The sequence below is a fragment of the Erysipelatoclostridium sp. AM42-17 genome, assembly GCF_003480255.1.
Taxonomy (GTDB): domain Bacteria; phylum Bacillota_I; class Bacilli_A; order Erysipelotrichales; family Coprobacillaceae; genus Faecalibacillus.
Genome location: NZ_QUIN01000015.1, coordinates 1 through 14,218, shown reverse-complemented (window position 1 = coordinate 14,218; position 14,218 = coordinate 1). Strand labels below are relative to the sequence as shown.

The 14,218-nt window shown below is 29.6% G+C and carries 20 protein-coding genes; 3 read left to right on the top strand and 17 right to left on the bottom strand.

All coding sequences use genetic code 11. The features are described 5' to 3' along the window. Positions 1-2 precede the first annotated feature (2 nt). From mraZ to DW911_RS06710, 8 genes are all read right to left on the bottom strand, one after another. Entirely contained in the window at positions 3-434 is a 432-nt protein-coding gene (mraZ, locus tag DW911_RS06745) for a division/cell wall cluster transcriptional repressor MraZ (protein WP_118432938.1), read from the bottom strand. 199 nt (positions 435-633) lie between these two features. Beyond that, entirely contained in the window at positions 634-801 is a 168-nt protein-coding gene (gene rpmF / locus DW911_RS06740; RefSeq protein ID WP_118432939.1) for a 50S ribosomal protein L32, read from the bottom strand. A gap of 15 nt (positions 802-816) precedes the next feature. Further along, a complete protein-coding gene (locus tag DW911_RS06735; protein WP_118607625.1) occupies positions 817-1,326 on the bottom strand; it encodes a YceD family protein in 510 nt (169 codons plus the stop codon). An 83-nt stretch (positions 1,327-1,409) separates the two neighbouring features. Further along, entirely contained in the window at positions 1,410-1,652 is a 243-nt protein-coding gene (locus DW911_RS06730; protein ID WP_118432941.1) for a stage VI sporulation protein F, read from the bottom strand. Between the two features lie 33 nt (positions 1,653-1,685). Continuing rightward, entirely contained in the window at positions 1,686-2,690 is a 1,005-nt protein-coding gene (locus tag DW911_RS06725) for an NAD(P)H-dependent glycerol-3-phosphate dehydrogenase (protein WP_118432957.1), read from the bottom strand. Between the two features lie 26 nt (positions 2,691-2,716). Further along, positions 2,717-4,021 (bottom strand): ribosome biogenesis GTPase Der, encoded by a 1,305-nt coding sequence (gene der / locus DW911_RS06720; protein WP_118432942.1) that lies wholly within the window; start codon positions 4,019-4,021, stop codon positions 2,717-2,719. A 1-nt stretch (position 4,022) separates the two neighbouring features. Further along, a complete protein-coding gene (cmk, locus tag DW911_RS06715) occupies positions 4,023-4,688 on the bottom strand; it encodes a (d)CMP kinase (RefSeq protein WP_118432943.1) in 666 nt (221 codons plus the stop codon). Between the two features lie 39 nt (positions 4,689-4,727). After that, positions 4,728-5,486, bottom strand: a complete 759-nt coding sequence (locus DW911_RS06710) for a hypothetical protein (RefSeq protein ID WP_118432944.1) — start codon at positions 5,484-5,486, stop codon at positions 4,728-4,730. Between the two features lie 105 nt (positions 5,487-5,591). Between DW911_RS06710 and DW911_RS06705 the strand changes: the two genes are divergently transcribed. After that, positions 5,592-5,768, top strand: coding sequence for a ferredoxin (locus tag DW911_RS06705; RefSeq protein WP_118432945.1), 177 nt, complete (start codon positions 5,592-5,594; stop codon positions 5,766-5,768). A gap of 54 nt (positions 5,769-5,822) precedes the next feature. Here the strand turns inward: DW911_RS06705 and DW911_RS06700 are convergent, their stop codons facing one another. The 8 genes from DW911_RS06700 to DW911_RS06665 all read right to left on the bottom strand — a co-directional run bounded on the left by DW911_RS06700 (position 5,823) and on the right by DW911_RS06665 (position 12,630). Further along, positions 5,823-6,593 carry a Cof-type HAD-IIB family hydrolase gene (locus DW911_RS06700; protein ID WP_118432946.1) on the bottom strand — a complete coding sequence of 257 codons (771 nt, stop codon included), beginning with the start codon at positions 6,591-6,593 and terminating at the stop codon, positions 5,823-5,825. A 10-nt stretch (positions 6,594-6,603) separates the two neighbouring features. Next, the gene (murI, locus tag DW911_RS06695; protein WP_118432947.1) at positions 6,604-7,371 is read right to left on the bottom strand and encodes a glutamate racemase; all 768 of its coding nucleotides are present in this window, start codon (positions 7,369-7,371) and stop codon (positions 6,604-6,606) included. Between the two features lie 71 nt (positions 7,372-7,442). Further along, positions 7,443-8,609: a S1C family serine protease gene (locus DW911_RS06690; protein WP_118432948.1), complete on the bottom strand. Its 1,167-nt coding sequence runs from the start codon at positions 8,607-8,609 to the stop codon at positions 7,443-7,445. Between the two features lie 54 nt (positions 8,610-8,663). After that, positions 8,664-9,914: a sensor histidine kinase gene (locus DW911_RS06685; RefSeq protein ID WP_118432949.1), complete on the bottom strand. Its 1,251-nt coding sequence runs from the start codon at positions 9,912-9,914 to the stop codon at positions 8,664-8,666. Further along, positions 9,907-10,581, bottom strand: coding sequence for a response regulator transcription factor (locus DW911_RS06680; RefSeq protein ID WP_118432950.1), 675 nt, complete (start codon positions 10,579-10,581; stop codon positions 9,907-9,909). The genes DW911_RS06685 and DW911_RS06680 overlap by 8 nt, the downstream gene beginning before the upstream one ends. Further along, complete coding sequence (locus tag DW911_RS06675) at positions 10,574-11,527, bottom strand: PhoH family protein (RefSeq protein ID WP_118432951.1); 954 nt, start codon at positions 11,525-11,527, stop codon at positions 10,574-10,576. Before DW911_RS06675 ends, DW911_RS06680 begins: the two co-directional genes overlap by 8 nt. Continuing rightward, positions 11,528-12,442, bottom strand: coding sequence for a sporulation protein YqfD (locus DW911_RS06670; protein ID WP_118432952.1), 915 nt, complete (start codon positions 12,440-12,442; stop codon positions 11,528-11,530). Further along, positions 12,439-12,630 (bottom strand): YabP/YqfC family sporulation protein, encoded by a 192-nt coding sequence (locus DW911_RS06665; protein WP_118432953.1) that lies wholly within the window; start codon positions 12,628-12,630, stop codon positions 12,439-12,441. The genes DW911_RS06670 and DW911_RS06665 overlap by 4 nt, the downstream gene beginning before the upstream one ends. A gap of 127 nt (positions 12,631-12,757) precedes the next feature. Here DW911_RS06665 and DW911_RS06660 point away from each other — a divergent pair, with 127 nt between their 5' ends. Continuing rightward, positions 12,758-13,033 carry a nucleotidyltransferase domain-containing protein gene (locus tag DW911_RS06660; RefSeq protein WP_118607624.1) on the top strand — a complete coding sequence of 92 codons (276 nt, stop codon included), beginning with the start codon at positions 12,758-12,760 and terminating at the stop codon, positions 13,031-13,033. 60 nt (positions 13,034-13,093) lie between these two features. Further along, positions 13,094-13,786: a metallophosphoesterase family protein gene (locus tag DW911_RS06655; RefSeq protein WP_118432955.1), complete on the top strand. Its 693-nt coding sequence runs from the start codon at positions 13,094-13,096 to the stop codon at positions 13,784-13,786. Between the two features lie 34 nt (positions 13,787-13,820). Here the strand turns inward: DW911_RS06655 and rpsU are convergent, their stop codons facing one another. Continuing rightward, positions 13,821-14,000, bottom strand: a complete 180-nt coding sequence (rpsU, locus tag DW911_RS06650; protein ID WP_022002829.1) for a 30S ribosomal protein S21 — start codon at positions 13,998-14,000, stop codon at positions 13,821-13,823. Positions 14,001-14,218 lie beyond the last annotated feature (218 nt).

Sequence of the window (14,218 nt, the reverse complement as noted above, 5' to 3'; positions counted from 1 at the left end):
TCCTATATTTCAAAACCATCTAATGATTCAAAAATCTCATCATAATCATCTTGGTTTTCATCATAATATTCATCCCATTTATCTTGTGACCAAATTTCAGCATGATCACCTGCTCCAACAACTACACAATCTTTTTGTAGCGAAGCAAGTTCTCTTAAAGGTGCCGGAATATTAATTCTTCCTAATTTGTCAAATTCACATTCTGATGCTTTAGATATGGTAAAACGAACCGCCATACGCACTTCTTTTTTATTTTTTGGAAGTGATTGTAGTTTTAAATAGTAAGCTTCCCAGCCTTCTTTAGTATAAAGTGCAAGACATCCATCAAATCCACGAGTTATGACCACACTACCTTGGCATTCATTACGAATTTTTGCCGGAATAATCAGACGTCCTTTAGCATCAATAGCGTGTCTGTATTCACCCATGAACATGATTTTCACCCACTTTCTTACACTTTGTTCCCATTTATTACCACTTCATACCACTATTATATAACACCCACCCCTATGAAACAATAGTTAATAATAAAAAAATGTGAACAACTTAGTTGCCCACATTTTGTGTTTTTTATAGATTATATCAATATAAAAAAGAAAAAAGTCTAAAGTTATTCACTTTAGACGCACATTCTTATAATACTTTTTGACCTTTGTAAGTTCCACAATGTTTACAAACTCTATGAGATAATTTGTATTCACCGCATTCTGGACAAACTACTACAGTAGGTGCTGTAAGTTTATCATGTGTTCTTCTTTTGTTTCTTCTTGTACTTGAAACTCTTCTAAATGGTACTGCCATTTTTGTATCCTCCTGTTACTTAAAATATTCTTTTAATTTTGCTAATCTAGGATCAATATATTCTTCATCTTTATCACTAGAATTACCATCCAATATCTTCCAGCCTTTACCAGATTCTTGGATATTTGCGTCTTCTTTAACGACTCTCATTGGTACTTCTAACATAATGTTTTCAAATACCACCGGTGTTAAATCAACCATATCTTTTTTCACTTCGTGAACATCTTCCATTGGGTCAGGCTTTTCAAAAGAAAATATTTCTGTTGAACTAATATCAAATGGGTAATCAATATCTTCTAATGTAAGAGCACATGGAAGAATCATTGTACCTTTAATATTTAAATCAACATATAATCGCTTATCTCTTGTATCAAGATTTCCGGTACCTGAGACATTTACGTCTTTAAGGCCATTAATTTGATTGTATTTTTCAAACATTTCTGATGGGAACGTAAGTTCTTCATCAAAATCAAATGTTCCTTTATGTTTAATAATCCACTGTAAGTTATACTTCAAATTAATCACCTTTCCATAACCGCAATGACTATTATATAGAAACAATAGTCATAAGTCAATCAAATTTTTCCCTATCTACCAACATTTTTCTTTTAAATCATTTTATCAAAATCTTGTGGTACTTGCTTATTTTTAATCATCATGATTAAACGATTTACCGTCTTGTCATCTACTTTTTTATTTGTCATAGATGCAATCCGATAAATAAAACTTCTCAAATCATTTTCATTATTTAAATCTTTAGTTTGTAAATCTTGTGCCAGTTTAAAAATATCTTCTTTTTTAATATTTGTTTTTTGACTGACTTGATCTACAAATCGATCTCTATCATTCATATCATCACCACTATAATATATGCATGAATGAATTTATTGTTCAGGTTTCAGTTCTCTAAGCATTAATTTTTTTATTTCCTCTTTAGGTTCTTTTCCCTCATAGAGAACTTGATAAATAGCTTCTGTAATCGGCATCTCGATATCATCATATTGTTTTTGATCTTCATAAATAACACGACATGTACGAATTCCTTCACATGTTTTTTTATTATTTTTCATAAATGTCTTAGCGTCATTAGTTTTTCCAATTTCTAAGCCGGCTTGAAAATTACGTGAATGAACAGAACTGCAAGTCACAATTAAATCACCTACACCTGTTAATCCTAAATAAGTTTCAAACTTACCGCCTTTTTTTACACCATAACGAACCATCTCAGATAATCCTCTGGTAATTAACGCAGCACGACTGTTATCACCATAACCTAAACCACTTAAAACACCTGCAGCAACCGCAATAACATTTTTCATTGCCACACCATATTCAGCACCGATTTCATCTGACATAGTATAAACTCTAAAATATTCATTAGAGAATAATCTTTGTACTTTTTTTGCACATTCCTTATTTAAAGAAACTGAACAAACTGCTGTTAGCATTCTAATTGCGACTTCTTCAGCATGACTTGGTCCTATCAAAGAAACAACAGGTTCAATTTCATCTTCTGATAAAACGCTACGAATAGTATCAGACATTCTCATATTTGTTCCTAAGTCAAATCCTTTAGAAGCATTAATAATAGTTATTTTTTTATCTAATAAAGGTTTAACTAATTTTAAGGTATCTTTTACAAATTGAGTAGGAATTGTGATTAAAAGGTATTGTGCATCTTTAATTGTTTCCTTTAAATCATTTGTTGCTTTAATACCTTCTTCAAAAACAACGTCACCAAAAAATTGACTGTTTTGATGATTCATATTGATATCATCTATTTGATTTTGATCAATTCCATATAATAAAACTTGATGTCCATTATCATGAAGAACACGTCCAAGGGCAGTTGCCCAACTTCCTGTTCCTAAGATTCCTATCTTACTCATCATCTATTCCTCTTTTCATAAATCTATTAATCACGTTTACGACATATAATATGAATTGGTGTTCCTTCAAAAGCAAAAGCTTCTCTTAATCTATTTTCTAAATAACGTTTATAACTAAAATGCATATATTGAGGATCATTTACAAACAACACAAATGTTGGTGGTGCGATACTTACCTGATTGGCATAATATATTTTTAAACGCCCTCCATTAAATGTTGTTGTTGGATTCATCAATTGAGCATCAACTAAAACATCATTTAATACACTTGTTTGAACTCTTCTGCGTGAATTTTCATACGATTCTTGAATTAATGGGAAAAGCCCATCTACACGTTGTCCTGTTTTAGCTGATGTAAAAATGATTCTAGCATAATCTAAATATTTAAATTCATTACGAATTTCTTTCATTTTCTTTTGCATCGTTTTTTCATCTTTATCAACTAAATCCCATTTATTATAAACAATAATAACACCTTTTCCAGCTTCATGTGCATATCCTGCAACATGTTTATCTTGATCACGAATTCCCGTTTCACCATCAACAACCATTAAAATAACATCACTTTTTTCAATAGCTGTTAAAGCTCTTAATATTGAATATTTTTCAATATTTTCATATACTTTTCCTTTTTTTCGCATTCCGGCAGTATCAACTACACAATATTTCTGTCCATCCTTAACAAAAGGTGTATCAATTGCATCACGTGTTGTTCCTTCAATATTAGAAACAATAACACGTTCTTCTCCTAAAATAGCATTTGTAAGTGATGATTTTCCTACATTCGGTCTACCAATAATAGAAAAACGAATTTCATCTTCATCATAAACCTGTTCAGTAGAATCTAACTGTTTAACTACTTCATCTAATAAATCACCAATCCCAATACCATGAGATCCAGATACAGGAATTGGATCACCTACACCTAATGCATAAAACTCATAAATATAATCTTTAAATGCTTGATCATCTATTTTATTAACCGCTAAAATAACTGGTTTTCTTGATTTTTGAAGTAATCGTGCAACAAATTCATCTTCTTTTGTAATTCCTTCACGTCCATTTACAACAAATACAATCAAATCCGCTTCTTCAATAGCAATTTCTGCCTGCATTTTAATTTGGGTAGTGAAAGAAGCATTTTCTAATTCAATTCCTCCAGTATCTATTAAGCGAAATTCTTTTGTTAGCCAAGATGCACTTGCATAAATACGATCTCTTGTTACCCCGGCAACATCTTCTACAATAGAAACACGTTCACCAACAATTCGATTAAATATGGTTGATTTTCCAACATTGGCACGACCTACAATTGCGACAACTCCAGCCATATTATTCCTCCTCTACTTTATTAATTAACTTTAATACTTGTTCAACAACTTCATCAAGTGATAAATCAGATGTATCAATTTCAATAGCATCATCTGCTTTCTTTAAAGGTGAAACCTCACGATGCATATCTTGATAATCTCTTTCTTCAATTTCTTTTTTTATCGTTTCCAAATCAACATCCATACCACGTTCTTTATTTTCTTTAAAACGTCTTAACGCTCTTGTTTCAACACTTGCAATTTGATAAATTTTTAAACTTGCTTGTGGTAAAACAACTGTTCCAATATCACGTCCATCTAGAATTACATTTTTAGATGCTGCCATATTTCTTTGTTGTTCAACTAAAAAACTTCTTACACTAGGATGTATTGATACTTTACTTGCTGCTAAAGAAACTTCATCTTGTCTAATTGTTTCACTTACATCCTCATCATTTAAATAAATATGATTATTTTGATCCATTTTTATATGAATGTTTTCTAAATGTTTTTTAATTTCACCTTCATCATTTAAATCTATATGATGATTTAAACAATATAACGCTACGCTACGATACATTGCTCCTGTATCAATATAAATATAATTTTTCTTTTTTGCAACCATTTTGGCAATTGTACTTTTCCCAGCTGCACTTGGTCCGTCTATAGCAATTGATATATTTTTCATTTTGTTCCTCCTTGAAAAAAACTAAGGTCGCTCCTTAGTTTAAAAGAAATTTTGATATACGATCATTCCTAGTAGAGCTATCAGTATAATAACTAAAACAATAATAACGTAATTTAAAATAGTTACTATTTTATTTCCTCTTTCACTATGATTATCTTCTTCAAAATCATTTTCTAAATTATCAGTTAAATCATATTGATAAACTTCTGAAGTTTCCTCTTCATTTTCATCATCTTGGATATCTTCTAACTCTTCTTGAACTTCCGTTTTTTCTTCAGTCACTTCTTCATTGATAATCGCTTCTGCCTTTTTAGCATCTTCTTTAGGTGACATTGCTGCTAATTTTTCTAATAATGTCATTTTAGGTTCAGGTTCTACTTCTTCTTGAGTTTCTTCTTGATGAATAAACATTCCTTTAGAAAATTCTTCTGTTGAGTACTTAGCAACTGAATCTAATTTTATTGTTTGTTTTTCTGGATCTCTAATTTTATTTAAGATATCCATTCTCGTATTATAGCGTTCTTCTTTACCAACATTCTCTTTTACACTTTTTAAAGCTTTATCTAATTCTTCTGAACCTTCTTCCCTCATTTGTTCAAAAGTTTTAGCTTCAGTAAGAGTATCTTCAAAATGATGATCTTGTGTATCCACTTTTATATCATCTTTTTTCATAAAAGATAAAAAATCATCTGGTTCCTCTTCTTTTTCAGTTTTCACTTCATTTTGATGAGAAATACCAACTTCATCTTTTATTCCTTCTCTTAATTCTTTATATTTATCAACTCTAGAGTATCCCATATTATCACCATCCAGTTTTCATTATAGCATACTTTTTTTATTTTTCTCTATCTTTATCACTATATTTAATATATAATATAATAGAGAATAAAGGAGGATTATAAAATGGCTAAAATTACAGTAAATGAAAACTGCATCGGTTGTGGTGCTTGTACAGGTGTTGCTCCTGAAACTTTTGAAATCGGAGATGACGGATTAGCAAAAGCAATCAACGAAGACGTTGAAGCTGGTAAAGAAGCTGCTGAAACTTGCCCTGTTGAAGCAATCGAAGTTGAAGAATAGAATAAAAAACAAAGCCTCTTTAGTTAAAATTAACTAAGGGGGCTTTTATTATACTTAAATTAAATTAAAATGTTTCATAGCCTGGGTGATACCATCATCATCAACACTTCCAGTGACATAATCAGCTATTGCTTTTAGTTCATCATTTCCATTAGCCATCGCTACTGATAAAGCAACATGATTTAACATTTCTTTGTCATTACCACCATCACCAAAAGCCATTGTTTCACTCAAATCAATACCATAATAAGCTAAGAATTGATCTATTCCATTTTGTTTTGTTCCCCCGATAGGTGAAACATCACAAAATAGAGGATGCCATCTAGCTGAAATACAATGAGGCATGACTTTTAATAATTCTTTTTCTTCTTGTTCATCTACAAAACACATACATTGATAAACTTTATGATTAACGACTTGACTACAATCCCCTGCTGGATGATCATCATTATGAGTAATTCTATGAATTTCATCCACTCTTTCATCTCTCATATTAAAGTATTTTGTATTTTCTTCAGTAAAACCACATGGAAATGGTTTTACCTTTAAATAATCCAGTAATGCTTGTAAATCTTCTTTTTTAATTGTGTTTTCATAAATAAGCTTATCTTTGCTATAACAATATTGACCATTTAAAGTAATATATCCATCAAAAGGGAAATCCTGAAGAACTTCTAAACCATCTTTCCCTCTTCCTGTAGCAATAAATAACTTATATCCTTTTTCTTTTAACTTTTTTAATGTAGCAAAGGTTTCCTTTGCTACTTGATGCGTCTTAAAACTAACTAATGTTCCATCGATATCAAAAAATATTGCTTTAACCATGTTTATTCTCCTATTCAATATTGATCATTCGATCCAAACGATCTAAATATGCTTGTATTCGCATTAATTCTTTACCCTCTACTTTTTGTCCAGAATAATAGTATTCTACACCAGGTAAAAGACTGTTAGCATTAATATATTCTTTTAAATGATTAAGAGTACCTAAGTTGCCATCTACAAAGTGAATTTGTAAAGGTAATACTGCTCGAAAACTATCTTTAAAATAATTAAAATGGGTACATCCTAAAACCAATGAATGGTATTGACTTAAATCAAAGCATGATAATTCTTCTTTTAAATAGTTTTTCACTGCTTCACTATCAAACTCTTGTTTTTCAGCAAATCTCACCAACTGAGGTAAAGCCACTAAATCTACAAGATTTTTCTTATCAACTCGGTCCACTAAATCATGCATCTTTTTTCCATTTACCGTAATAGGTGTAGCACATACAAGAACCCGATAGTCACCATATAAATCAATTGCTTTTTTAACAGCCGGTTCCATTCCAATAATAGGAATAGTATATTTTTCTCTCATTATTTTTACAGCCGCACTTGTTGCTGTATTACAAGCAATAACAATAGCTTCAACTCCATGATCAATCATAAATTGAATAATTTCATCAACATAACCTATCACTTGTTCTTTTGTTTTTTCACCATAAGGAACATTTTTCTCATCTGCATAATATATATATTGATGCTCAGGCATTATTTTTAATGCCTGATGCAAAACTGATAAACCACCTATTCCTGAATCAAAAATTCCTATTTTCATCTTCTTACTTCCTTTTTACATCAGTTAAATATATTATACACAAATTAAAAATAGATGGAATTTATTTCCATCTATTTTTCTAATAAAGTCACACTTAATGTTTTTTCACTGCCATCACGGTTAACTGTCACTTTTACTGTATCACCTGCTTTTTTAGAATAAAGTGCAGTTAAGAAAGATTTATACGTTGTAATCTTTTGATCATCAAGTTTAACAATGACATCGCCTTCTTTAATGCCTGCCTTACTTGCTGCACCACCACTTACAACTTGAGCTACATAAATTCCTTCATCGCAAGAAACATGTACGCCATAACGTTGTAAATCATAAGAAGAATAATCAGATAAAGAAGCACCTTTAATACCAATAACAGGATGTGAAACTTTACCATTTTCTCTAATTTGTTTTGCACAAGTCATTACATCATTAATTGGAATTGCAAATCCCATACCTTCAACTGATTCATCAGAAAACTTCATTGAAGTAATACCAACTAATTCACCTTTCATATTAACTAAGGCTCCCCCACTATTACCTGGGTTAATTGCTGCATCAGTTTGAATAACATTCATATCCCAATCATCAACATTATCATTATTTAAATCAACCGATACTGTACGATCAGTAGCCGAAACAATACCTTGAGTTACCGTCCCAGCATATTCAATACCTAAAGGTGAACCAATCGCTAAAACTGTTTCTCCTTTATCCAATAAACTGGAATCTCCTATATTAATTGGTGTTACATCAAAATCAGGTTTACATTTCAATATAGCAACATCACTATACTCGTCTGAACCAACTACTTTAGCGTCTACATATTCATTATTTGAAAAAACAACTTGAATTTTATTAGCACCACTAATCACATGGTTATTTGTAATGATGTATGTATAACCATCTTGTTGATCATAAACAACACCACTACCGCTACCACTTTGACTATCTGATGAAGAACTTTCTCCAAATAATGATGTCGTTGTTGAATTTTCATAAACAACAACTCCTACAACACTATCACTTACTTTATTAATGACCGAAGTAGCATTCGTTTTAACATCATAATCAACATCCTTTACTGTTGTTTGTCTACTAGAAACAGTTCCATTTCCAGTATAAACCGAATAAAATACATAGCCATTCAACGCAAAAGAAGCAACAATTGCGGTAATCACAACTATCTTTAAGATTTTTTTAATTGAAATATTTTTTAAATGAGGTTTTTTATTTTCTTCCATATTATCACCTTCATACCTTTCTACGACGCTATTTATACTACGAAAAAAATGTGTCTAAATTATATCCTCATTGTGGGAAATTTTGGTATTTTCCAAAGGAATTTGAACAATAAAAGTAGAGCCTATCCCAAGTTCACTTTCCACATCAATTGTTCCCTTATTAAGTTCAACAATTCTCTTAACAATACTTAATCCTAAACCTGTTGATATCTTTGAACTTCTTGCACGATCAACTTGATAAAAGCGATCAAATATCAATGGGATTTCCCTTTTAGAAATACCTATTCCTTCATCTTGTATAATAAAAACAAACTGATTATTTTTAATTTTTGTTTTTAGATTAACAACCCCACCATTAGAATACTTAATAGCGTTAGATAATAAGTTATTAAGGATTGTTTTTACAGTTGAATAATCAATTAAAATATCTTCTTTAATATCATTTTGATAAATAAGGGAAATTTGTTTTTCTTTTGCTAGAGGATCAAATAACTCCATGCTTTCTTTTATCAATGAATTAATATTGACCCAAGTAGGCTTGATTTTTACTTGAGGTTGTTCCAACCTTGATAACTCTAAAATATCATTAATGATATTTTGCATACGATAACTTTCTTTTAATAAGATATGCGAAAATTCATCAAATGTTTCTTTAGATTTCATGCCATCTTTTCTTAAAATTTCTACGCTACCAATAATCGCAGACATGGGTGTTTTTAATTCGTGAGAAATATCTGAAAAAAACTGTTTTTGCATTTTTTCAATTTCTTTCATTTGAGAAACATCAGTAAATAAGATAATTGAACCATCAAATACAACCTTATCTCTAAATACAGGCGTTGTATCTATTTGATAATATTTATTTTCAATACAAACTACTGAATTCCATTTTCTTTCAAAAACATAGCTTTGTTCAACAACATTGAGTAACTGTCCTGTAAAAATATCTTTATATTTTTTTCCTCTTAAATGTTCTATTTGAAAAGCATTTCTAAAACTTTGATTAGTAAAAATGATAATGCCATCTTTATCAATAAAAATCATTGGTAAATTCATTGTTTTAATTAAATGATTTAAAACTTTATAATGAAATTTGTTTTCTCCTGCCACTTCTTTTAGTTCATGATCCATTTCACGTCGATATTGTTTTAAAGAACTTTCAAATCTCGTCTTTTCACCATAAACAATAATTAAAATAGCAGCTAAAAGTCCTAATATATAGGCTGGACTGTACCTGAAATCAACAACCGATAAAACAAAAGCAATAAAGCCACATAAAATAATTTTCCAATATAGTTTACCCATCTTTTTTCACCAACTTATAGCCAACTCCTCTCACTGATAAAAAAGATACCTGGGATTCCTTAAGCTTACTTTTCAATTTAAAAATATGAACATCAACAATACGTGTATCCCCATCATATTTAAATCCCCATATAGACTTAAGTAACGTTTCACGAGAAATTGCTTCCTCTTTATGTTCAAGAAACATTTTTAATACATCGTATTCAACTTTGGTCAAAACAACATTTTTATCACCAACATAAGTTTCATGCTTGTTTAAATCCATTTTTACATCTTCAAATTCTAGCATACCTCTAAAATGTTTATGAAATCTTCTTAAATGAGCTTCAATTCGTGCTATTAAAACAGCAGATTGAAAAGGCTTTGTAAGATAATCATCTGCCCCAGCCTCTAGACCTTTAATAATATCATCTTGTTCACTTCTCGCTGTTAATAAAATAATAGGTTTAATATAACCTTGGTTCCTTGCTTCTTTAATAATAGTAATTCCATCTTTTACTGGTAACATCCAATCAACTAATACTAAATCATATTCTTGAGATAAAATTGTTGATACTGCATCTTTACCATCATATAAACTATCTACTTGATATTCTTTTTGTTTCAATTCATAAGAGATAATCTTATTAATTGAAACATCATCCTCTATAATTAATAATTTATTCATCTTTACCTTCATATCTTTCTATTATTCTTTGAACAACAGGATGTCTAACTACATCCATTGCGCTCAAACGAATAAAAGAAATTCCTTTAACTCCTTCTAAAATATCAATGGCGTTAATTAATCCTGAACGTACTCCTCGAGGTAAATCAATTTGTGTGACATCTCCAGTAACAATCATCTTAGAGTGAAATCCTAAACGTGTTAAAAACATTTTCATTTGATTATCCGTTGTATTTTGGGCTTCATCTAAAATAACATAGGCATCTTCTAACGTTCTTCCACGCATATAGGCTAAAGGCGCAATTTCAATAATCCCCTTTTCAATTAATCTTTCAGTTTGTTCTACCCCTAACATATCATGGAGTGCATCATATAAAGGACGTAAATATGGATCTACTTTTTCCTTTAAATCGCCTGGTAAAAAACCTAAGCTTTCTCCTGCTTCTACTGCCGGTCTTGTAAGTACTATTTTCTTTACACGATTATTTTTTAAAGCATCTACCGCAAAAACAACAGCTAAATAAGTTTTACCAGTTCCTGCTGGACCAATCCCAAAAACAACATCATTATTTTTTAAAGCATGGTAATAAGCTTTTTGCCCCATTGTTTTAGGATAGATCATCTTTCCACTACTTGTCTTTGCTATTTTAATATTATATAAATCCGGCATTTGCTCTAAATTTCCTTTATGAGCTAATTTTATAGCATAAACGATGTCCCTTTTAGAAAGAGTCACTCCCTTTTTAATCAGTTTCATTAATGCTTGAACAATTTGTTTTACTTCTTGAATCTTTTCTTCAGTTCCATTTATCATCAATTCATCGCCACGAAGTGATATAGTCACATCTAAAGATTCTTCTAACATTGTTAAATTTTCATCTTGACTCCCGCTTAAATTAGCTAAATTTTCAATATTATACTCTTCTAGCTTAATAATACTTTTCATTTATTTCTCCTCAACTGATATCTCTTCAATAAAAACATAATACATCTTTAATACTAATTTCTTCCCTATTATATCATAAGATAAAACTTTTTCTTTATCGATTTTTGCATTTGCTGGTATTTGCATTCTTGTCTTAAATAATAAATAACTAAACCCATCTTCTTTCTTTAATCGTTTTAAATCAATACTAGATGTATAAATATGATAAGTATATCCTTTAATTATACCATAAGTAGGAATCATTTGAATCTTGCCATCTGTCGATTCAATTTCATTACTAATTAAAATATCACCTTTTTTTACATAATCATTAACCTTAACTAAAATATTTCCTTGAGCCACCTCTATACTTTGTACTATTGCATCACATTTAGAAACAATATTACAATATTTTTCTTTTACCTTTTGACTAGTAATCGCTTGACTATAGCGAATATGAAATACACACCCGTTTTGATATATATTTAAATAATCTATCTCTTTAAGATAGTCATCTTTAATAAGTTCGTAAAGATGATCTATTTGACTATAACTCATTTGTTTTTTTAGAATTGTTATATTTTGTTTATCTAAATAAGAAGATAAGCGTTGATTTAACTGATGATTAGGACCATCAATTTTTATTTTTAATATAAATGAAGGCAAGATCATTAAAGTAAGAATAAAAGATAATGTTAAAAAAAGGTAGTCTCCTTTTACAAGCAACAACAAATAATGAAACACACCTATACTTCTTTTAATACTAAGATGACATGCTTTAACTTTATGACGTTGATAAATGGGAGTATAAAAACGATAAACTTGATGGTCAATCTTTCTTAAGGAATAAAGAGATATATGTTTTTCTTTCATTTGTAACAACAGGTCATCAATATGATCTGTTGTTACAACAATCTCATCATAGCCTAATTTCATGTAAAAATAATTTGTTTTAATTGACCACGAACGAGTATTTCATCAAAACTATAATATTGAATTTGTAAATCTTGACCCATTATCTTTATAATTGAATCATTCATTTTTATTTCTAATAAACAGTCTTCTAAAGTAATAATTGACTGATAATACTTAATTAAAATACGATTGTGTTGAATATAAATCATTGATACCACCGATATATTCTATGATTAGAAAATCATATTTAGACATATAAATCATTTATCTACTACTAATAATTTTATTTCATATTAATAATTTTTTATGATATAATACAAACAAAGAGGTCTTATTATGGAAAATCAATTTATAAACAATAAAAATGATATTTTAAAAATATTAAAGTCTTTTCCTTTTATTGATGAAGCTTATTTATTTGGCTCATATGCCTATGGAAAACCACATCAAGAAAGTGATATTGATTTGTGTGTTGTTGTAAAAAATGGTTATGACACAGGAGAAAATTTTGAGAAAATTAATTTTGCTTTATTTTCATTTCTATGTAATCGAGGTGTAGCTCACGATCTCATCATGCTTGATCAAAAAACAAAAGAAGATAAAAAAAAATGATAAAAAATATGTATATTATCCTATTTTTCATCAAGGTAAAAAAATTATGTAGGAGGCATTATGATATATATAACCGGTGATACCCACGGTCATCAAGATCGTTTTGTAGCATTTAATCGTTATTTAAAAAAAGGGGATATTTTGATTATTCTCGGTGATTTTGGATATTTGTTTAAAAATAATCAAGCAGAGCATGATTTTTTAGACTATCTTTCTACTTTACCTTATACCATATGCTTCATTGATGGTAATCATGAAAACTTTAGCTATTTGAATCAATTACCTGTTACTTATTGGAATGGTGGAAAAGTTCACCAATTAAAAAGCAATATCTATCACTTGATACGAGGACAGATTTTTACTATTGATCAAAAAACATTTTTTACTATGGGAGGTGCCTTTTCAATTACCCGACACATGGGAATAAAAAATTATAACTGGTGGGAAGACGAATTGCCTCGTCACCAAGATTATGATGAAGCTTATTTTAATTTAGAAAAGCATCATTTCCATGTCGACTACATATTAACCCATACTTGTCCTAAAAGTGTCATCTATCAAATGGATCAAATACCGGTAAAAGGTGATATGACTTTAATAGAATTTTTAGAACTCATAGAAAAAATTACTGATTATAAGCATTGGTACTTTGGTCATTTTCACATTGATCAAAAGATAGCTAAAAACATGGATTGTCTACTTTTTAAAATGATAGAATTAGAAACAAAGAAACAATATGATACCTATGAATAAAAAAAACCTACAGGTTAACCTGTAGGTTCATTTTTTATCTTTTTTTATTGTTTTTTCTTGCAGCTTCAGATTTTAATTTTCTTTTTAAACCTGGTTTAACATAGAATTCTCTTTTACGAGCTTCAGCAAGGGTACCTGTTCTAGATACTTGTCTTTTAAAACGACGTAATGCATCATCTAAAGATTCATTTTCTCTTACTACTGTCTTTGCCATGAATGATTCCCCCCTTTAACTCTAACATACATTTTGTATTATATAGACAAACGTATATAAATGCAAGAAAATATTTATTTTTTTGCAAATAATTTATAATGTTCTCTGCCTATGATATTTCTTGTAAGAAAATATCATTAAATTTCTTTATTAACTGCTTTTGCAATTGGTTTTAATTCTTCCATTAATTGAGCAAATTTCGCTGGTTTTAATGATTG

Excerpts from the sequence above, each read along its gene's own strand:
- mraZ (WP_118432938.1), bottom strand. The coding sequence starts at position 434 with ATGTTCATGGGTGAATACAGACACGCTATTGATGCTAAAGGACGTCTG.
- rpmF (WP_118432939.1), bottom strand. The coding sequence starts at position 801 with ATGGCAGTACCATTTAGAAGAGTTTCAAGTACAAGAAGAAACAAAAGA.
- DW911_RS06730 (WP_118432941.1), bottom strand. The coding sequence starts at position 1,652 with ATGAATGATAGAGATCGATTTGTAGATCAAGTCAGTCAAAAAACAAAT.
- DW911_RS06725 (WP_118432957.1), bottom strand. The coding sequence starts at position 2,690 with ATGAGTAAGATAGGAATCTTAGGAACAGGAAGTTGGGCAACTGCCCTT.
- der (WP_118432942.1), bottom strand. The coding sequence starts at position 4,021 with ATGGCTGGAGTTGTCGCAATTGTAGGTCGTGCCAATGTTGGAAAATCA.
- cmk (WP_118432943.1), bottom strand. The coding sequence starts at position 4,688 with ATGAAAAATATATCAATTGCTATAGACGGACCAAGTGCAGCTGGGAAA.
- DW911_RS06710 (WP_118432944.1), bottom strand. The coding sequence starts at position 5,486 with ATGGGATACTCTAGAGTTGATAAATATAAAGAATTAAGAGAAGGAATA.
- DW911_RS06705 (WP_118432945.1), top strand. The coding sequence starts at position 5,592 with ATGGCTAAAATTACAGTAAATGAAAACTGCATCGGTTGTGGTGCTTGT.
- DW911_RS06700 (WP_118432946.1), bottom strand. The coding sequence starts at position 6,593 with ATGGTTAAAGCAATATTTTTTGATATCGATGGAACATTAGTTAGTTTT.
- murI (WP_118432947.1), bottom strand. The coding sequence starts at position 7,371 with ATGAAAATAGGAATTTTTGATTCAGGAATAGGTGGTTTATCAGTTTTG.
- DW911_RS06690 (WP_118432948.1), bottom strand. The coding sequence starts at position 8,609 with ATGGAAGAAAATAAAAAACCTCATTTAAAAAATATTTCAATTAAAAAA.
- DW911_RS06685 (WP_118432949.1), bottom strand. The coding sequence starts at position 9,914 with ATGGGTAAACTATATTGGAAAATTATTTTATGTGGCTTTATTGCTTTT.
- DW911_RS06680 (WP_118432950.1), bottom strand. The coding sequence starts at position 10,581 with ATGAATAAATTATTAATTATAGAGGATGATGTTTCAATTAATAAGATT.
- DW911_RS06675 (WP_118432951.1), bottom strand. The coding sequence starts at position 11,527 with ATGAAAAGTATTATTAAGCTAGAAGAGTATAATATTGAAAATTTAGCT.
- DW911_RS06670 (WP_118432952.1), bottom strand. The coding sequence starts at position 12,442 with ATGAAATTAGGCTATGATGAGATTGTTGTAACAACAGATCATATTGAT.
- DW911_RS06665 (WP_118432953.1), bottom strand. The coding sequence starts at position 12,630 with ATGATTTATATTCAACACAATCGTATTTTAATTAAGTATTATCAGTCA.
- DW911_RS06660 (WP_118607624.1), top strand. The coding sequence starts at position 12,758 with ATGGAAAATCAATTTATAAACAATAAAAATGATATTTTAAAAATATTA.
- DW911_RS06655 (WP_118432955.1), top strand. The coding sequence starts at position 13,094 with ATGATATATATAACCGGTGATACCCACGGTCATCAAGATCGTTTTGTA.
- rpsU (WP_022002829.1), bottom strand. The coding sequence starts at position 14,000 with ATGGCAAAGACAGTAGTAAGAGAAAATGAATCTTTAGATGATGCATTA.